The sequence below is a fragment of the Streptomyces sp. MZ04 genome, assembly GCF_004684775.1.
In the GTDB taxonomy this organism is placed as follows: Bacteria; Actinomycetota; Actinomycetes; order Streptomycetales; family Streptomycetaceae; genus Streptomyces.
Map to the genome: position 1 here is coordinate 45,044 of NZ_SRIC01000005.1, position 17,973 is coordinate 63,016.

16 protein-coding genes are annotated in these 17,973 nt (G+C 68.8%); 11 read left to right on the forward strand and 5 right to left on the reverse strand.

Features of this window, described 5'->3' with window-relative positions:
• Positions 1–4: 4 nt before the first annotated feature.
• The 7 genes from E2651_RS02545 to E2651_RS02575 all read left to right on the forward strand — a co-directional run bounded on the left by E2651_RS02545 (position 5) and on the right by E2651_RS02575 (position 8,499).
• Positions 5–205, forward strand: coding sequence for a hypothetical protein (locus tag E2651_RS02545; RefSeq protein WP_135329291.1), 201 nt, complete (start codon positions 5–7; stop codon positions 203–205).
• Positions 202–618, forward strand: coding sequence for a TadE family protein (locus tag E2651_RS02550; protein ID WP_135329292.1), 417 nt, complete (start codon positions 202–204; stop codon positions 616–618). The genes E2651_RS02545 and E2651_RS02550 overlap by 4 nt, the downstream gene beginning before the upstream one ends.
• Complete coding sequence (locus E2651_RS02555) at positions 615–1,055, forward strand: TadE/TadG family type IV pilus assembly protein (protein WP_135329293.1); 441 nt, start codon at positions 615–617, stop codon at positions 1,053–1,055. Before E2651_RS02550 ends, E2651_RS02555 begins: the two co-directional genes overlap by 4 nt.
• Complete coding sequence (locus tag E2651_RS02560; protein ID WP_245238523.1) at positions 1,048–1,521, forward strand: Tad domain-containing protein; 474 nt, start codon at positions 1,048–1,050, stop codon at positions 1,519–1,521. Before E2651_RS02555 ends, E2651_RS02560 begins: the two co-directional genes overlap by 8 nt.
• Positions 1,521–5,267, forward strand: coding sequence for a LysM peptidoglycan-binding domain-containing protein (locus E2651_RS02565; protein WP_245238524.1), 3,747 nt, complete (start codon positions 1,521–1,523; stop codon positions 5,265–5,267). The genes E2651_RS02560 and E2651_RS02565 overlap by 1 nt, the downstream gene beginning before the upstream one ends.
• A 190-nt stretch (positions 5,268–5,457) precedes the next feature.
• Positions 5,458–7,098, forward strand: a complete 1,641-nt coding sequence (locus E2651_RS02570; protein WP_135329294.1) for a DUF2637 domain-containing protein — start codon at positions 5,458–5,460, stop codon at positions 7,096–7,098.
• Positions 7,099–7,197: 99 nt separating this feature from the next.
• A complete protein-coding gene (locus E2651_RS02575; protein WP_135329295.1) occupies positions 7,198–8,499 on the forward strand; it encodes a hypothetical protein in 1,302 nt (433 codons plus the stop codon).
• Positions 8,500–8,605: 106 nt separating this feature from the next.
• Here the strand turns inward: E2651_RS02575 and E2651_RS02580 are convergent, their stop codons facing one another.
• The 3 genes from E2651_RS02580 to E2651_RS02590 all read right to left on the reverse strand — a co-directional run bounded on the left by E2651_RS02580 (position 8,606) and on the right by E2651_RS02590 (position 10,551).
• Positions 8,606–9,391 carry an SAM-dependent methyltransferase gene (locus tag E2651_RS02580; RefSeq protein WP_135329296.1) on the reverse strand — a complete coding sequence of 262 codons (786 nt, stop codon included), beginning with the start codon at positions 9,389–9,391 and terminating at the stop codon, positions 8,606–8,608.
• 63 nt (positions 9,392–9,454) lie between these two features.
• A complete protein-coding gene (locus E2651_RS02585) occupies positions 9,455–9,685 on the reverse strand; it encodes a DUF397 domain-containing protein (protein WP_135329297.1) in 231 nt (76 codons plus the stop codon).
• On the reverse strand, positions 9,682–10,551 hold the full coding sequence (locus E2651_RS02590; RefSeq protein WP_135329298.1) for a helix-turn-helix transcriptional regulator: 870 nt from the start codon (positions 10,549–10,551) through the stop codon (positions 9,682–9,684). The genes E2651_RS02585 and E2651_RS02590 overlap by 4 nt, the downstream gene beginning before the upstream one ends.
• A 495-nt stretch (positions 10,552–11,046) precedes the next feature.
• Here E2651_RS02590 and E2651_RS02595 point away from each other — a divergent pair, with 495 nt between their 5' ends.
• From E2651_RS02595 to E2651_RS02610, 4 genes are all read left to right on the forward strand, one after another.
• Complete coding sequence (locus tag E2651_RS02595) at positions 11,047–12,477, forward strand: hypothetical protein (RefSeq protein ID WP_245238525.1); 1,431 nt, start codon at positions 11,047–11,049, stop codon at positions 12,475–12,477.
• 14 nt (positions 12,478–12,491) lie between these two features.
• Positions 12,492–13,250 (forward strand): 2'-5' RNA ligase family protein, encoded by a 759-nt coding sequence (locus E2651_RS02600; RefSeq protein ID WP_135329299.1) that lies wholly within the window; start codon positions 12,492–12,494, stop codon positions 13,248–13,250.
• Positions 13,251–13,685: 435 nt separating this feature from the next.
• Positions 13,686–14,693: a hypothetical protein gene (locus tag E2651_RS43645; RefSeq protein ID WP_167828667.1), complete on the forward strand. Its 1,008-nt coding sequence runs from the start codon at positions 13,686–13,688 to the stop codon at positions 14,691–14,693.
• 11 nt (positions 14,694–14,704) lie between these two features.
• Positions 14,705–15,595 carry a bifunctional diaminohydroxyphosphoribosylaminopyrimidine deaminase/5-amino-6-(5-phosphoribosylamino)uracil reductase RibD gene (locus tag E2651_RS02610; RefSeq protein WP_135329300.1) on the forward strand — a complete coding sequence of 297 codons (891 nt, stop codon included), beginning with the start codon at positions 14,705–14,707 and terminating at the stop codon, positions 15,593–15,595.
• A gap of 113 nt (positions 15,596–15,708) precedes the next feature.
• On the opposite strand, the gene E2651_RS02615 is transcribed toward E2651_RS02610, so the two are convergent.
• Positions 15,709–16,767 (reverse strand): aldo/keto reductase, encoded by a 1,059-nt coding sequence (locus E2651_RS02615; RefSeq protein ID WP_135329301.1) that lies wholly within the window; start codon positions 16,765–16,767, stop codon positions 15,709–15,711.
• Positions 16,764–17,252, reverse strand: coding sequence for an ATP-binding protein (locus E2651_RS02620; RefSeq protein WP_167828668.1), 489 nt, complete (start codon positions 17,250–17,252; stop codon positions 16,764–16,766). Before E2651_RS02620 ends, E2651_RS02615 begins: the two co-directional genes overlap by 4 nt.
• Between the last annotated feature and the right edge of the window lie 721 nt (positions 17,253–17,973).

The following is a 17,973-nucleotide window of genomic DNA, read 5'->3' on the forward strand; positions in this document are numbered from 1 at the left end:
TGTCATGCACAACGACCCGAACTGGGGCTTCATACGGGCTCTCTTCGGCGCGCGCATCGAGCGGCTCAAGAACCTCAAGCATCAGGACCGCGGCGCCCTGTCGATCGAAACGCTGATGATCGTCGCGGGCCTGGTCGTTGTGGCCGGCATCGCGGTCGCCGTCATCACCGTCAAGGTCAACGAGAAGAAGGCCACCATCAAGTGACCCACCTGGGACAGAAGCTACGCCGACGGTCCCGCGCGCTCGCAGCCCGCGGCGACCGCGGCGCGCTCTCCCTGGAGCTGGTCATCATCTTCCCCGCGGTGCTCATGCTGATCCTGATCGCCGTGCATGTCGGGCTGTGGTGGCATGCCCGCAACACCGCGCTGTCCGCAGCTCAATTGGGCGTGGAGGCGGCCCGCCAGCGCCATGCCTCCATCGGCGACGGCACCGCCGAGACCCGTGCCTTCCTTGACCGGGCCGGCGGCTCCATCTCCAGCAGGCAAGTCGCCGGCTCGCGCGGCCAGACGGTGCGCATCGAGGTCACCGGCTACGTCGAGACGATGATCCCGGGCCTGCGCCTGCGCGTCGACCAGCACGCCGACGCATCCGTCGAGCGGGTCACGGAGACACCATGAACGTGATCATTCAACGGCTGCGCCAGGACCGCGGATCGCTCTCCCTGGAGGCAATGATCCTGCTGCCGGTACTGCTGCTGGTGCTCCTGCTCATCATCGCGTTCGGCCGCATCAGCTCCTCCGGCAACGCGGTCGATACCGCCGCCCGCAACGCCGCCCGCGCCGCCTCGCTGGAGCGCACCGCGGGCTCCGCCCGCACGGCCGGGGAAGGGGTGGCCCGCCAGGTGCTGAGCGAGCAGGGCCTGTCCTGCACTGGCACGTCGGTCGCCGTCTCCACGGCCGGTTTCGCCGCCGAGCTCGGCGAACCGGCGTCCACCACCGTGACGGTGCAGTGCACGGTACGCCTGTCCGATATCGGACTTCCCGGGATTCCCGGCTCAAAGACCCTTAAAAGTGACTTTACTTCACCTATCGACTCATACCGCCAGCGTGGCTGAGGACACCATGACAACCGCCCGCACCGTGTGCCGCCGACAGCCGCCGCGCCACACGCCTCGCCCCCCTGCGTGGTGGCGCCGGGACGACGGCTCGCTGACCTTGTTCGTCCTGGTCACCATCACGGCCCTGTTCGCCGTGGCCGCCCTCGTCGTCGACGGAGGCGGCAAGCTCCGCGCCCGCGCGCACGCCCAAGGCGTCGCCCACGAAGCCGCCCGCGCCGGCGGCCAGGCGGTCGACGCGGGCAAGGCGATCTCGGGTGACGGCATCACCGTCGACCGCAACGCCGCCGTAGCCGCCGCGCGGGCCTATCTGTCGTCGGCCGGAGTGAGCGGCACCGTCCAGGTCGGCGAGAACGGGGCAACGCTCGATGTCACGGTCAGCGAGACCTACGACCCCGTCTTCTGGGGCGGCGGGGGATGGACCGTGACCGGCAAGGGCAGCGCCGACATGGTCTACCGGGGGTAATGATGAAGAACCGCAGCACACTTGCCACGATCACCCGCGGCCTCTTCGCCCTGATCGTCCTGCTGGCCCTGCTGGCCGGCGTCCCCGCGCTGCTGTATGCGGTGGGTGTCCTGCCGCACCACATCCCCAGCGTCGACGAGATATCAACAGCCCTGTCCGGTCCCGACAACGGGCAGCTGTTCCTCGGCGCGATCACCCTGATCGGCTGGTACGGCTGGTTCACCTTCGTGGTGTCCGTGGTGCTGGAGGCCATCTCCGTCCTGCGGCACCGCACCGCACCGCGCATCAAACTCCTGGGCAGCACCCAGCAGTTGGCCGGAGCCCTGATCGGCGGAATCGTCGTGCTGCTGCCGACCGGCAGCGCATTCGCCGCCAGCACCCCCGCGGCCGCGGCCACCGTCGTCAGCGCCCCGGCCACAGTGGACTCCGCCCACGCTCCGCCAACAGCCAAGACCTCTGCCCCCGTTGAAAAATACTCCGGCCCCACCCACACCGTGAAGGCGCGTGAATCACTGTGGGAGCTCGCCGAGCACTACCTGAGCAGCGGCGCCGACTGGCACCGGATCGTGGAGGCGAACAAGGGAGCTTCCCAGGCCGATGGCAGTGTGATCACCCAAGACACCACCGTCCTGCGGCCCGGCTGGGTCCTGCGGCTGCCCGCCGACGCCGCGCCCGCGCCCTCCGCCGACACCAACGGGATGCAGACGCAGACCGAGCGCACCACCGCCTCGCCCACGTCCCACACCGTACGGCCCGGGGAAACCCTGTCCTCCATCGCCCAGGACGAGCTCGGTGAGGCCAACGCCTATCCCGAGATCGTCGAGCTGAATGACGGCGTCCAGCAACCGGACGGGGCAACCCTCACTGACCCCGACGAGATCTACCCCGGCTGGAAGCTGAAGCTCCCGGCCGCCCACGACGGCAACGACCCAAGCGACTCGGAAACCAGTGCCCCGCCGCGTGAACGGCGGCCCTCGCCGGAACGCGGCGGCGAGCAGCAGGGCGGCAGCACCGACAAGGGCCAGCCTTCTGGGCAGGACAAGCAGCACGACCAGGGCAAGCAGCAGGAGGACGGCGAGGGCGGCGGGCAGGCAACGGCCCGCCCCAAGGCGCCCGCCGAGCAGCCGGACGCGCAGACGCCGACATCCCGTGAACCGGCCGGGCAGCCAGCCACCGACGCGCCCGACGAGCAGGCACCGGCGGCGCCGGAGCCATCCGACGGCAGCGGTGAGAGCGTGACGACGATCGCGGCGGCCGGCTCCATCCTGGCCGCCGCCGTGCTCGCGGTCATCGCCACCCGGCGCGCACGCCAGCAGCGCAGGCGCCGGGCCAAGCGGCGCATCCCCATGCCCTCAGGGGCGACCGCCGACTTCGAGAAGCAGCTTCGGGCGACCTCCGACATCACCGGCACCCTGCTCGCCGACCGAGCCCTGCGCACGCTGGCCCTCAACTGCCGCGAGGCGGGCCGTCCGCTGCCCGAGGTCGAGGCGATGCGCATCACCGCGCGCGGCGTGGAACTGCACCTGGCCGCCGCCACCCCGCCCATCGCGCCGTTCACCGAACGCGAGGACAACCCCGGGCTGTGGTGGTGCCCGGGCCGCGGCTCCGCCCTGCTCGACGAGCACCAGGCCGCCGACATCGCCCCGCCCTACCCGGCGCTGGTCAGCCTCGGCGAGACCGAGGACGGCGACGCGGTCCTGGTCGACCTGGAGAGCATCGGTCTGCTGCAGCTGGCCGGCCACCCGGCCGACGTACGCGCGGTCATGCTCGCCCTCGCCGTCGAACTGGCCTCCTCCAAGCTGGCCCCCGCCACACAGATCGTGCTCGCCGGGGCCGGCAGCGACCTGCACCACCTCTACCCCGACCAGATCAACCATCACACAGACCTGGGCGGGGCCACCGCCGAACTCCAGTCCCACGACGCCTTCCAGCGCGAGGCCCTCGCCGACGGAGGGCACGACCACCTGCGTGCCGCCCGGCTGAGCGAGGAGACCTCCGGAGACACCTGGATCCCCCGCATCCTCCTGTCCACTGCCCCGGCCACCGGCCCGACGGCCGCCCGGCTCGAGGACCTGCTCGTCTCGCGGCCGCGCACGTCGGTCGCGGTGGTCGCCGCGGCAGGTACGGGCCTGGACCTCCCCGGAGCCTGGACGCTTCCCGCGAAGCCGGGCACCGCGGTCGAACTGCCGGGGCTGGACCTGGCGGTCAAGCTGCAGTACCTGGACGATGCGGCCTACGGCCGGCTCATCCAGCTCCTGGCCACCTCCAGCCGGACCGACGACGTGCCCCCGCCCGCATGGACCGGGCACACCGGACAGGCCGACCCCAACGGCCCCCAAGGAACGGTCGAGTCCCCCGGCGAGGCCTCCGCGCTCGCCCCCGAGACTTCCTGGAGCCCGCACCCCCCGGCCAACACCCCTGCACCGACAGGCGACTTGACCACCGCCCTGCCCGACTTCACCTCCCTCGTGCCCACGGTCGCCCCCGAGCCCTCCCCCGCACCCGGCGACGACACCGGCCCGGTCGAGGATGAGGGGGACAGCGCGCTGTCCCCCGCGGTCGCCGGTCCCTCCGCAGCCGCAGACACCACATACGGCGTGGTCGACCAGAACCGCGACGCCGCACTTGCCCCCGCAGCCGCCGACGGCGACGAGTCCGCCCATGAGGACGAGCCGGAACCCGTAGAGATCGTGGCAGCCTCCGCGCCGGGCACGGCGGTGTTCGACGGCGGGACGCCAGCCACGGACTTCGACTCGGTGCTCGGCGAGGTGCTCGCCGGGCAGGACGACGGCGTTGTGCCGGCACCGCACAACGACGGCGAGGAGGCGGAGACCGGGCTGTCGCCGGCCGCGCTCGGCACGAGCGAGGCGGAACCTGCGGCGAGCGAGGCACGCATCATCCCGCGGCCCAGCGCCGCGACCTCCACCGTGCTGGCGGCGCTGTCCACGCCTCCCCCGGCTCCAAAAGCGCCGCAAGTCCAGGTACTCGGGCCGGTGGCCCTGGTGGGCGCCCGCGGCCGGGTGGGCAGCAACCGCCGCAACAGCATCCTGGAGATCGCCGCCTATCTTGTGCTGCACCCATCTCTGGGCCGCCAGGACCTCGACGACGCGATCTGGCCCGGCATGCGCATCACCGCCGGCACCCGCAACACGGCGATCTCCCGGCTCCGCTCCTGGCTCGGCCAGGCCCCCCATCTGCCGGCCGATGACCCGCACGCCGCCTACCTCCCCCCGATCAAGGGCGGGATCTACCAGCTCAGTGACCGCGTCTCCTGCGACTGGGACCGGTTCCGCGAGCTGTACCAGCAGGGCATGCACCACGACGGGCCAGACGCCGACATCGCGCTCGCCCACGCCCTCGCCCTGGTCCGCGGCCGCCCCTTCGCCGACGTCGACCCGTCCAAATACACCTGGGCCGAGGCCGACATCCAGGAAATGATCAGCGCCATCGTCGACGTCGCCCACGAACTCGCCGAACAACGCCGCCAGGTACGCGACTACCGCGCAGCCGCCCAGGCCGTCACCAAGGGCATGCTCGTCGACAACCAGAGCGAATTGCTGTACCGGGACCTGTTCACCATCTGCCACGAGATGGGCGACCGCGAGGGCCTGGAGCGCGCCGCCCACCAACTCGCCCGCATCAACGCCGAGGAAGGCATCGACTCCTCCCCCGAGACCGTCGGCCTGCTGCGCACCCTCCTCAAGGGCGAGCGCGCTCAGCCCACATGGGGATCCGCCGTTTCATGACCCGCACCAACAGATCCGCCGTCCCTCGGTGTCACACCGCACCGCTCCCGAACACCTGTAGAGAGCGAGGAGCCTCTTCGGCTAACCGCCCGATCAAGGAGACCGCGCACATGATCCGCCGGCAGCACGCCGCCGACCCGTCCGTGGAGCCCGCCGCCTTGGCAGGGCCCGCCCAGGAAGGAGGCCGGTGATGGACCTGTCCCCGTGGGCGCTGCCCGCCGGCCTCGCCGTCGCAGGGATCGGCGCGGCCGTAACCGTCGGCATGCTGCTCGGCCACCGGCGCCGCGCCAATCAGCAGCACGCCACCGCCGAGGAACGCGCCCAGCTCGCCCTGCAAAACCGCCAGGCCTGGCAGCGCCGTCTGGCCGTGATCGCGCTCGCCATCGGCTGCGTGATGATGTTCGTCCTCGCGGGCATCGCCGCCTGGCTCAGCTTTGGGGCGCAGCGCGAGTACGCCCACGCACACAACGGAGGGGACTGGGACGCGGCGACCGGGTTCGCGCTGCTGCTGGACGCCGGCGCGCTGAGCCTGTCCCTGATCCGCTTCTTCGAGGCCCTCACCCTGCGCTCCTCCGGCATCACCCGGATCCTGCTGCTGGGATTCGTCAGCGCCTCGGCGGCGATGAACCTGCTCCACGCGCCAGAAGCGGGCGCCGGGAGCGCCTTCCTCGCGGTGGTGCCGCCGTTGGTCTACGCCGTGCTGCTCGAGATGCTGCTCTACAAGATCGAGCAGGTGATCATGGGCCGGCAGAAGCGGCGCAAGGCCGGTAGGGAACGGGGCTACAGCCTTCTGCTGTGGCTGCCCTGGCCGATCGGCGCTCCCGTGCGGATGTGGCAGGCGTGGAGGAAGGAGCTGATCTCGACGGTCGACAACGTCCGCGTGACCGGATCCCGGCGCCCGCTGCCGGCGGCGGTCGAGCCCGTCCCGACGACGCCTCCGCCCGCGGCCGTCGTCGACGTGCCGCTGGAGAACACCGGTACTGTCCCGCCCTCTTCCCCCGCCGTAGCCGCCGTGGGCAAAGGGATGACGCCCGTGGTGAACCCTTTGCCCGCCGCTGCCCAGCCGCCTGCCGAGCAGGGCGTGCAGCCCTCCGTTCCCGCAGCCACCGCCGCACCGCTGCCCGCGGCCGCGGTCAGCGAACCTGCCGCGCCGACCGAGAAGGATGGCGACCACGGGGCATCGTTCGCGGCCGCCGTCGCCGACTCCGGCGCCACCCCGGAACCCGAACCGGTTACGGAGGCCGCCCAGCCAGCGCCCGCCCCTGAGCCTGAGACCGAGCCGGCTGCCCCCAAAGCGGAGACCGACCCCGGCCCCGGAGCAGAGGAAGGAGAGCGGTTCGCGACTGGCTCCGAGAGCTTCGCACAGGAGACAGAGGACAGCGCCGCCGCACACGGCGAGGCCCAAGCAGGGGCGTCAGCCGACGAAGACCCTGAAGGCAGGGAGCCCGACACGCAGCACGAGCACGCCTCCTCCGGAACCGGCGACGATGCCGTGCGCGGGCAGCAACGCATCCAGATCGACCTGTCCACGCTCCCGAAGGATGAAGGGCCGCGGCAGCTCGCCGAGCGGATCTATGTCGCCCACCACGTCGCGGGACTGCCGCTGGACAAAGGCGACTTGGCCAGGTGGGCGGGATACACGAACCCACGCTCGGGCGGCAACGAGTACCGGCGACTGGTGAAGGAGTACGGGCCGATCCTGGAGAGAAGAGGGGCTGCGTACGTGGACCTGGACTGGTCCAGCCTCGACCAGCAGAGCCAACCGGCCGCCTCGCAGACCGGAAAGGCCGAGCACCTTCAGCATGTCGAAGAAGGGGCCCAGGCCGCCTAACACCCGCCCCGACCGGCGGTGTTGATCGGTCTGCCGCCCGGCGCTGGACAGGGCCGGTAATCTCGGAGCGGCAGGACATGGGCGGAGTAGGGGGACGGGATGAGCGGCCGCTGGCACCAAGCGATCGCCGAGCTGCGCGCCCAGGGCGACGCGGCTCGCGCCGCCACCCGACGTGTTCGCGAGATCGACACAGACGCCACGATCAGTGAACGCAACACCGCCGTCGCAATCAAGCACACGGCCGAGACTGACTATCTGCGCAGCGCCCTCATCCTGTTGCACGTTCATCTCGCCGATCGGCGCCCGCCCCGGCGACTGCCCGTCGCCCGGGTGTGGCCGTGCCTCCGCGACGCGTGGAGGGACCAGGCGCTGAACCGGCTCGGCGGGGTGTGGCGGACCATTCCCCGGCGTGGCGCACTGGAGCAGGTGCGCAGCGCACCGCCCGAGCCGCTGCTCGACGCCGTGATCGAGCAGGCCGAGGCCCTGCAGGCCAGCCTCACCGGCCACCGGCGGCGTGATCGGATGTACGAGTCGTACATCCCCTCCCCGACCAGCAGCCCGATCGACGAGCTCGTCGGCAACGCCGGCCGGTCCGCCCCCACTCTGCCCGGCTTCCCTGACCCCGGGCACCCTCTGAACCGTGCCTTTCCGCGCGGGCAAGGGACGCGTATCCGGCCCGACAGGATCGCCGCGTTCAACCAGCTGGCGACTGACCGGGCTAGCGTGCACCAGCGGGCCCTCGCCTTCGGCGACGCGGTCCTGGCCCTGCTCGTCGAACACCGCGCGGATGGCGTCCGACCGCAGGCGGGGAAGCTGCGTGGCGTCGGCCGCTGGGTGGCACGCGAACAAGCACTGGTCCCACACCGGCCGACGTGGCCGGACAAGCTCAGCGTCTTCCAGATCGCGACGCTGGCCGGACTGGCGCTGTTGGTGATGACATGCACCGGGCTGCCGCTCACCTTCGGTCAACGCGCCCAGGTGTTGGCGTCCCACGGCACGCTGCTGTTCCTGGCGGCGGGTGCCATCGTGGGCCTTGGCATCGGAGCCATCTACCGGTTCGGACCGAAGCTGATCCAGGCACCCGGTGTCCGCGCCGCGGTGCCGGGGGCCGTCGCCGCCGTTGTCGCCCTCTTCGTGGGGCAGGGGCAGGGGCCCGTCGCCGACCACTTCTTTGCCGGTCCCTACGACCGGTACGAGCGGGAGTACACGGACGGATGCCTGGCGGCCAGCCCGTACCGGCATGACGCCGTCCAGTCGCGCGTCAGTGACGGCGTGCTCATCGTCGTTCCGATCGGCGGCGGCACGACGCTGCGCCTGGGCCCGGCGGAGGACGGCGGCATGCACCCGCTGCGTCCCGTTGGCCGGGCCACCCGGACGGTGCTCGACAAGTACGGGTGCTGACCGGGCACTTGGCCGAGGACTGCGACGGCCCTGGATGCCAGCGCCTGCCAGTCGAGCGGAAGAAGGGCATGTGCTCGGCGGGTTCACGCACCGGGAGTCCGGGGCCCTACGGCTTCTGGGCGACTCCGACATAGAGGGGCACCTGCGCGTCGTTGATCTCTTGGTCGGGATCCGGGTGCCACCTGGTGGCGACCTGTACACCTGGGTCGACGAGCTCAAGCCCGTCGAAGAACCGAGCGAACTCGTCGCGGGAGCGTACTTGGGCAGGGACACCACTCTTGCGATAGATCTCAACGGCCTTGTCCCAGGCCGCGGGATCGAAGTCCCCTGTCACATGCGAGAGCATGAGGAAACTCCCGGAAGGAAGGGAGGACAACAGCTCGCGGACGAGCTCGTAAGGTTTGTGCTCGTCGGAGACGAAGTGCAGTAGGGCAACGAGTGAAAGTGCAACCGGTCCCTCGAAGTTGAGGGTCGCCCTAGCGTCCTCGATGATCTTTTCGGGCTCCCGGACATCTGCCTCGATGTACTGGGTCTTCCCCTCGGGTGTGCTCCGCAGAAGGGCCTCTGCGTGGCGGAGAACGACGGGGTCGTTGTCTACGTAGACCACATGCGCCCTTGGGCTGACCGCTTGGACGACCTGATGGAGATTGGGCTCGGTCGGGATGCCAGTTCCGATGTCCAGGAACTGATGGATTCCGCGGTCGGCCAAGAATCGAGAAGCTCGATGCATGAACCTCCTGTTGGCCTGCGCGACGACCTTGATATGCGGAACCAGGGATATCACCCGCCCGGCAGCCTCCTCGTCGACGGGATAGCTGTCCTTCCCGCCGAGGTAGTAGTCGTACATGCGGGCCGGGTGGGGGCGGCTGGTGTCGATTGGCCGTAAGGTCATGCCTCTTCCTTCATTCTGTTTGGAGCTCTTACTGACTTTGCTGCTGGTCGCACCCTGTCTGGGTCAGGAGAGGAGGTAGTCTGCTTCGCCAGCTTTGGCTCCGGTGATGAAGGCGTTGATCTCTTCCTCCGTGTAGATGAGGGCGGGTCCGTCTGGCTCTTTCGACTGCCGCAGGGCCACACGTCCATCTCCGAGCTTCTTTGCCTCAACACAGTTGCCGCCGTTGGTGCCGCTCCAGGGCTTCAGCCACTCCTCTGTGCCCAGTTCAGAGGCGGCGCTCAGGACAAAACTCATGGGTATAGCTCCTTGCAAATGTCACCAAGGAATCTCTTGGTGTCTTCCTTTGATAGTGCGTACACGCTCATCTCGCCCAAGGCTTCGCGAAAGAGCGCGACCTCTTCTTTCTCCTCGCCGTAGGCGGCGCGGCTCAAGCTGTCGGTGCAGACGACGTCCGGAAGCTCCGGAATGTCGAACCGGAAGATGGTGAACGGTCCGAATGCGCCCGGATGAAGCCCTGCCGAGAAGGGGCATACCTGCAGCGTCACATTAGGCAGGTCGGCCATCTCCAGCAGATGATCAATCTGACCTCGCATTACGTCCGAACTGCCCGCTGGTCGACGGAGAACTGTCTCGTCCAGAACCGCCCACAGCTGAGGCGGCGACGGATCCGTGCGCGTGAGGAGCGCTTGGCGTGCGGCGCGCAGATCGACCCGCCGCTCCAGGACATCAGAAGACATGCGGGGAAGGCCGCGCTCCAGCACGGCGCGTGCGTAGGCCGGCGTTTGGAGAAGGCCAGGGACAACGGCGGGCTCGTAGGTGCGGATGTTGGTTGCGGCGGTTTCCAACGAGACATGCACGCCGAACCAGGCAGGCAGTACATCGCGGAAGCTCTGCCACCAGCCAGGCGTCGTTGCCTGGTCGAGCAGGTGGAGGAACTCTTCGGTCTCCGACTGGCTGACGCCATAGATTTCAAGCAGCGCTTTTGCGGTCGTGTACTTCAGCGCCGTTTCGGACTTTTCCATCCTTGTGATCGTCGACGGGGACATGCGCAGACGTTTGGCGGCCTGCGCTGCCGTGAACCCGGCTGCGTCGCGCAGGGCGGCCAGTCGTCGGCCGAGGACGATCTCCAGCACCGTCGGGGCCGACCTTGGTTCACTCATGTCGGGCCTCGCTCCCGTCCGGCGGCGGTCGTTCGGTGCAGTGTGCCACGGCACTCGTAAGGCAGCCAGACTGCAGCTCGAACTATGCATGTTGCAGAGTGAGGGTTGCCAACTCCATAGAGTGGCGAGCATAGTTGCGTCGTGACCCAGCTCACGTAGCCCGGATGCACGCTCTATCACCTTCACCCCCAGGAAGGTTCGAGATGCCCGCCCGCCCCACGCTGTTCCGCCTGCTGGTACAGGAGCGCCAATGGGACAACTGGTGTGTATTTGCTGGGCACTTCGCGCGGGCAGCCCAAGATGTGGCAGTCACGTCTGACTCGCCGGCGCTGATGGGCGTCACCGTCGCCCGGCGCACCTTCGACCGGTGGATGGCCGACGAAGTGCACGGCGTGCCGCAGTGTCACACCCGGGCGGTCCTGGAGCACCTTCTCGGGTTCCCCTGCGCCGAGCTATTCGGCGCGGCCTCGGCTGGCGAGCCTGACCGGCGTTCCGATGCTGACGTTCGACGAGCTGGGCCGACACGGCCAGGTCCTGGAGGCGCACACGATGCCGATGTCGTTGTTCTGCAAGATGGTTAAGGAGCGGCACTGGACCGCACTCGAGACCTTCAGTACCCACTTCACCAAAGCGGCACGGGAGCTGGCCGAGCAGACCGGTGACCGTCACCTCGCGGCTGTCTCTGTCACCCGCCGGACCTTCGAACGGTGGCTGGCCGGCGAGCTGAGGGGACTGCCGCAGAAGAACACCCGGATCATTCTGGAGCACCTCTTCGAGCGGCCCGTCTCGGAGCTGTTCGCTACCCCGAACAGCAGAGTTAAGGCTGCGACCCGCCCCAGACTCACGGCTCCGGCGGGCTCGCCGCCTGCCGCCCTGCCTTCCGAAGACACGCCCGGCGGCGCCTTTGACGACGCGCATGCGGTGATCGCGCAGACGCAGTTGCTGACCAGTTCCAGCACCGATGCGGCGATGCTGGAACTGCTCAGCGGGCAGCTCCAGGGGATCGTCGACCGCTACGAGAGCCGCGGTCCTCAGATGTTGGCCGGTGAGGCGCGAGTCCTTCGGGGCACACTGCATGGGCTACTGGGCAGCCAGCACTTACCGGCCGTGCATGCTGAGCTGTTCGGGCTCACCGGGCGGGCGGCAGGCCTCTTGGCCTATATGGCCGTCAACGCCGGAGCCGAACCTGCTGTTGCGGAAGCGTACTGCGCGGAGGCCGAGTTGCTCGCCGAGCACATCGGCGATACCCAGCTCCGAATGTGGGCTGCTGGCACCCGGTCGCTGAGCCTGTACTACCAGCATCGTTACAGCGAGGCTGATGCGGCGGCCGCCGCCGGAATCGACCTGGCGCCCGACGATGGCCAGGCCATCCGGCTCCTGATCAACGGACGAGCGCGCGCTCTGGCCCGACTCGGCGACCGGAGGGGCGCGGAGCGGGCCATCGGGAGAGCGCAGGACGTCTCCGAACGCCAGCCCTCCCTGCCCTCAGGAATCACCTCGTGCATCTCCTTTGCTCCCTACAGCCTGGCCCGCACCCTGGCCAACGAGATCACCGCGCGGCTGTCCCTCAACGACACCGGCGAAGTTCTTTCCTGCGCCGACCAGATCGACGGTTTGCTCGAGAAGTCCGATTCCGAGTGGAGCCGGGCGCTGGTTCGTCTTGATGTTGCCGCGGCGCTTCTCCAGCACAAGCAGCCGGAGGTGGAACACGCCATGGCACTGGGGCGGCGTGCGCTCCACGCCGGAACCACAGCACCCATCGCATCTGTATGGCAGAGGGCGAACGAGTTGTACGAGCGCGCCGCGCGCTGGCATGCCGAGCCCGATGTAAGCGACTATGCCGAAGGACTTCGGACCTGGCGCTCACACCCTCAGGCCAAATCGATCGTCAGCGGTTCGGGCGCGGAACTCGCGCTGCAGCAGTGAGAATGAGGAGAGTCGTGACGCCCGAACTGGACGTCTACCCCGGAGCGTTTCCGCACCGGCCGCCACCAGACCTCGACAGCGCCGGGCCACTCGTGGAACACGACTGGCAGGCGTTCACTGCCGTCGAGCAGATGACCAATCACTGGGCGCGTCCCGGGTGGACCGAGGGGTACCGTGCCTACTACTGGATGCTGACGTTCCCCGATGCCGCTGACCTGCTCAGCCGCGCGAAGGTCTGCCAGGACGAACTAGCGCACCTGGGCATGGACCCCGTACCCGAGGACGGTCTCCATGTGACGATGACCCGCATTGGAAGCACCACCCTGGTGTCGAATGGTCAGGTCCGGTTCCTTGCTGACCTGGCGCAAGAGCTGCCGTGCACCACCTTCCAGATCGCCGCCCATCCCTTGGCCGGCTCGCGGGGGGCCGTGCGGTTCTCTCTCGCGCCGTGGTCGCCGCTGGTCTGCCTCCATGCCGCCCTCAGCGAGATCGGCCAGCGCGTGGGCGTCCCCGGAGGAAAGCCCACGGCCGCCTTCCGGCCTCACCTGGGTGTCCAGTACAGCAACCGGGAGCGCCCCGCTGCGCCCGTGATCGAAAGTGTTGCTCGCCTGCGCGGTCTCGAACCGGTCTCCTTGGAGATCAGCAGTGTGGAACTCGTCGAACTCCGGCGCACCACCGGCGCCTTGCCGACCTACCGCTGGCGCGTCGTACGGAGCGTTCCCCTGCGCCCACGGTCGGACCTACCCACCCCGTCCGGCCAGCAGCAGGGCTGACGGGGCCAGCCTGGTTGGGGTGAGCAGCGCACGATGCACACGATCCGGATGACGTTGTTCCGCCAGCTGGTTCAGGAGCGGCACTGGACCGAGCTCGAGACGTTCAGCCCTCACTTCTCCAAAGCAGCACGGGAGCTGGCCGAGCAGACCGGGAATCGCCGCCTGAGGGATGTCTCCGTCGCTCGCCGTACCTTCGATCGGTGGATGGCCGGTGGGCTGAAGGGCCTGCCACAACGGGACACTCGGGCCATCCTGGAGCACCTTCTCCAGCAGCCCGCCGCGCTGCTGTTCGAAGCTCCCGCCGCACCCGGTGATCGCGATGTTGAGCAACCGCCTGCAGACAGGCGCACTGCTTCTCTCACCTCCCCTGGGTCGGGACCGCGCCAAGGGGGAATCCTCACCCCAGACCCGCTCTTCCCACAGGAAGGCGCAGATGTGGACCGACGCCAGCTGCTCCTGGCCGGCAGCGCCGCGGCACTTCCGCTCCTTCCAGGGCAACCCGGGATCTCCGCACGGCCTCACCTCCACCAGATGACGCCGGACGAGGACGAGGTTCTCCTCTGCCATCTGCGCGAGATGTGGCACATGCTCGTCCAGAGCGACAACCTCCTAGGCCCCCGGCACGCCCTTGAGGGTGTCCACCAACACCTCGGCGTCCTCCAGGACCTCCTCGAGTGCGCCAGCCCTCACCTGCGCGATGATGTCCTGGTCCTGGCCGCCCGCTATGCCGAGTCCGCAGCCTGGCTCCACGAGGACAACGCAGCCGACACCGAAGGCACCGCCCAGGCCGCGCACTGGACCAACCAGGCCATGGCGTGGGCAGTCGAAGCTGGCGACAACGTCATGACCGCCTGGACCCTGTTCCGGCGTGCCCAACAGGCCACCGCCGCTGGTCGCTCCGCCCAGAGCATCAGCCTCTCCCGCGCCGTCCAACGCTATGACCGCATCCTCACCCCGCAGATGCGCGCGGCCGCCCTCCAGCAGGAAGCCCACGGCTACGCCCTCGCCGGAGAGGAAGTGGCCTGCCACCGACTCATTGATCAGGCCGAGGCCTTCGCCGCACGACCCGAGACCGCTGGCGACGGCCGCAGCGGTCATGGCGACTTCGCGACCCTGGCGTACCTTGAGGGCCAGCGCGCGAACTGCTGGCTCCTCCTGAACCTCCCGAACCGCGCCGTCCCAATCCTGTCCGCCGCACTCGCCGCCATGCCCCAGGTCTACCGTCGTGACCGCGGCCTCCTTCACGCTCGCCTGGCCACGGCCCATGCTCGGACCGATGCCATGGACCAAGGCGTCGACCACGCCCACAAGGCGCTGGCTATCGCCCGCAGCGGCGGATCGGCGCGCACCCTCCGTGAGACGATCGCCGCCGTTGACGCGATGCGGTCCGCCCCTGACACCCCCGGGGTGGCCGAGCTGATCAGGGCCGTCGCGCAGAGGTGAGGGAGGGGTCTATGCCCACGTCGGTGGAGCTGGCGGCGATGCGGCGCGCCATCATCATCTCCGCGAGCGGGCTTGGTGCCACCAGTCCAAACCCGGCCGTCGGCTGCGTGATTCTTGATGCCTCGGGTCATACGGTGGGTGAGGGGTACCACCTGCGCAAAGGGACGGCGCACGCCGAGGTCAATGCGCTCGCGGCCGCTGGCATCCAGGCCGAGGGGGGCACGGCCGTGGTAACGCTGGAACCCTGCAACCACGACGGACTCACGCCTGCCTGTCACCAGGCCCTCTTGGACGCCAAGATCGCGCGCGTGCTGATCGCGGTCATGGATCCCACCTCGCGGGGTGAGGGCGGAGCCGCGCGGCTCCGTCAGGCAGGCGTCGACGTCGAAACGCACGTCCTGGAGGAGGAAGCACTTGCGGTGCTCGGGCCCTGGCGCGCGTCCCTGTCGTATCAGCGTCCCCTCCTTCACCTGGTGATCCAGACTGACGTCACCGGGAAGCCCATCGCCCCTGGAGCAGAGGCGCTCGCCGAGATCGAACGTCAGCGCCACGTGCACGATCTGGTGATCTCCATCGACGGCTCGGCTGAGGAAGGCCGGGCGGACAGCCATGGGAGTGCCTTCAGCGTGCCGGCCCGTCCTCTGCCCGATGGCCCTGTGGGCGCGGTCGTCGCACTCACCGAGGCCGGAGCCCGCACGGTACTGCTCGTCGGGCCCTCGAATCTGGGCGAGCGGCTCCTCAACGCACGAATGGTGGACCGCCTCACCCTTCTTCATCCTGTTCCGGAGCCCTCGCAGGCCGTGGCCACGGCGGCCGCTGCACCGCTGTTCCCCGCGGGGTACGTCCTGTCCCGGATCACCCGCGCGAGCGGGCAGCTCGTCGCCTCCGCAGAGCGCCGCTGATCGTTGCCACGGACGACGTGGTCAGGCGACTGTGAGGCGTGCTTCTCTCTGGTCCGGCCGACTGTGGGTCCCGCACGCGAAGAGTGTGGTCTGGCAGACCGGAAGCCTGGTGCTCATGGCTGCAGTTCCTTGACGGGCGAGCGTGTCGCTGCATCCTGCAGATGCGCGCGGAGATCACCGTAGGCGTCGTCGACCATCTCGAGCTCCAGAGCCGTGAGGGGGGCGCCCAAGCAGCCGTAGTTCTCTTCCACCTGATCCCTATTGCTGCAGCCGACGACGACCACGCAGTGATCGCCGCGCTGCAAGGATGAGCGGAGGGCTAACCGGGTCAGGGTCCCAGGGCCGTCACCGAAGTGACTGCGGAGGGCGTGCAGCCGCTCATCGGCCCGTTCTACTAGTGGAGTCACCTGTGCCGTACGCCGCGGGGAGACCGCAGCGGCCCGCGCCCATGTCCGCGCTGTGCTCGTGCCAGCAAGCACACCATGGGCGAGTGGAGCCGCCAGCACCAGGCCGACACCCTGCCGGGCCGTGAAGGCGAACAGGTCCTCCCCTTCGAGTGAGACAGCGGGGGTGAAGGCGTTGAACCTAGTCCAGACCACGTCCGGCTTGATCAGACGGAACAGGTACAGGAATCGCTCCGCTTGCGCCGCCCACTCCTCAGGGGAAGCCGCGTAGTGCGTGAACGGTCCCCGCATCCCGATCGCATTGATCGACTCCACTTCCCGGAGCGTCCGCATGGAGTCGATTGCATTGCCGAGGTAGCGATCTCCAGGGCCGAAGTCGAAACTGTCGAGCGTGTACAGATCGAGCTGCTCGGCGTACAGGTTTTCCAACGTCTGCTCGAGCTGGTGGTGGATGTGGCGGCCGGCGTAGGGATGCTCGGCACTGCCGCGTATGTGCCCGACCTTGCTGCTCAACTGGAGGGGCACATCGGGGTGCTGGCGGGAGAACTGGCCGAGGACGCGTTCTGAGTGCCCGCTGCCGTAGGAGTCAGAGGTGTCCATGAAGGTTGCACCCAGTTCGACCGCGCGGTGGAGCCCGCTTACGAACTCGCTGACCCTCGGCAATCCTTCCAGGGTCGCGTGGCCAGCCGAGACGTTGCAGTGGAGTCCGAGGGGATGGGCGAGGATGCCACGGCACAGGTGACGGGCTCCGAGGTCGTGAGCGGTCACGCGGTGCTCCCCGCCAGGCAGATGGCGGCCGTCACGACCTTGCCCTCGTGGGCGGGCTCGACGGCCCAGGCGGTGGAGAACGCGGAGATCAGGTACAGGCCCTGGCCGCTCTCGGGCAAGTCCTCTCTGCTCACCTTGGCGGCCTCCTCATCCTGCAGGCCTGCCAAGAGGCTGACGGGAGCGGCCGGAAGGGCAGTGGTGTCCTTTCCGCGGTCGACGACGCCCACGGTGACGCCTTTCTCGTAGAGGTCGAGGGTGAGAGATACGGGTCCGCCCGCGTGCCGAATTGCGTTGGTGAGGAGTTCAGTTGCGACCAGCACGGTGTCGTCGACCCCTCCCTGGTCGGTCCGGTCCTTCAACAACTCGCGGACCGTCTTGCGGGCCCACGCCAGCGGTTCCTTCTTGGCGGTGAGTACGAAGGCGTGGTGGTCGACCAGTGGCCCCAGACTCCGGTCCCGGATCAGTTCGACTGCTGTCGGCGGCACCTTCGTCTCCTTGCGTTTCGAGACGCCTTGTGGCGCGGGCCGGGATTCCGGCCCGGCACTAACCCTGCCGACGGAGATGCGGCACCGATACGCCAAACCTTGGCCACGTTGTGGCCATCTCTACAGAGCTGATCTTGAAGAGGCGCGCTGGAGCGGAGAAGGGCCGCTGTCGACCACGCACCGTGGTGTCCGCGCCATGCCGACAGCAGGGCTGTCTCAGGCAGACGACCTGCCATAACGCGGGCCATCGCCACGGCCTGACGTGGCGATGGCCCCGAGCAGCTACCCGGGGCGGTGATTCACCGTTCCAGGTTCCTCATCGCGCTCGGGATTGGGATCGGCGTCCTTCTCGGCGTCGAAATGCTGCAAGCCCCAATCGCTTCGCCATCGGTGCCCTCCAAGGGCCCTCAGAGGACTCTCGCGCGGCCCTTGTCGGCTGCGTGTTGGACGCACAGATGGTTTGGACCGCGATGAGTTGCGTAGACATGACACTCAAATCTCTACAAATGACGCTCCAGCGAGGGGAGTTCACACGCAGTTGTCAAGCGCCTTCGGCAAGATGGCCACAAGGTGGCCAAGATCGCCGAGGGCCATAAGGCGGCCGCCAAGATGGCCCGGTTTCCTCCCATTCGCGCCTCGTTTGCGGAGCGCGAATCTCTCGTCGCTGACGGCCCGGCGCGCTCAAGATGGCCATGAAGTGGCCACGCTTTGGCGTAGTGGT

Excerpts from the sequence above, each read along its gene's own strand:
- E2651_RS02595 (WP_245238525.1), top strand. The coding sequence starts at position 11,047 with ATGCTGACGTTCGACGAGCTGGGCCGACACGGCCAGGTCCTGGAGGCG.
- E2651_RS02555 (WP_135329293.1), top strand. The coding sequence starts at position 615 with ATGAACGTGATCATTCAACGGCTGCGCCAGGACCGCGGATCGCTCTCC.
- E2651_RS02580 (WP_135329296.1), bottom strand. The coding sequence starts at position 9,391 with ATGACCTTACGGCCAATCGACACCAGCCGCCCCCACCCGGCCCGCATG.
- E2651_RS02610 (WP_135329300.1), top strand. The coding sequence starts at position 14,705 with ATGCCCACGTCGGTGGAGCTGGCGGCGATGCGGCGCGCCATCATCATC.
- E2651_RS02585 (WP_135329297.1), bottom strand. The coding sequence starts at position 9,685 with ATGAGTTTTGTCCTGAGCGCCGCCTCTGAACTGGGCACAGAGGAGTGG.
- E2651_RS02590 (WP_135329298.1), bottom strand. The coding sequence starts at position 10,551 with ATGAGTGAACCAAGGTCGGCCCCGACGGTGCTGGAGATCGTCCTCGGC.
- E2651_RS02565 (WP_245238524.1), top strand. The coding sequence starts at position 1,521 with ATGATGAAGAACCGCAGCACACTTGCCACGATCACCCGCGGCCTCTTC.
- E2651_RS02575 (WP_135329295.1), top strand. The coding sequence starts at position 7,198 with ATGAGCGGCCGCTGGCACCAAGCGATCGCCGAGCTGCGCGCCCAGGGC.
- E2651_RS02570 (WP_135329294.1), top strand. The coding sequence starts at position 5,458 with ATGGACCTGTCCCCGTGGGCGCTGCCCGCCGGCCTCGCCGTCGCAGGG.
- E2651_RS02545 (WP_135329291.1), top strand. The coding sequence starts at position 5 with ATGCACAACGACCCGAACTGGGGCTTCATACGGGCTCTCTTCGGCGCG.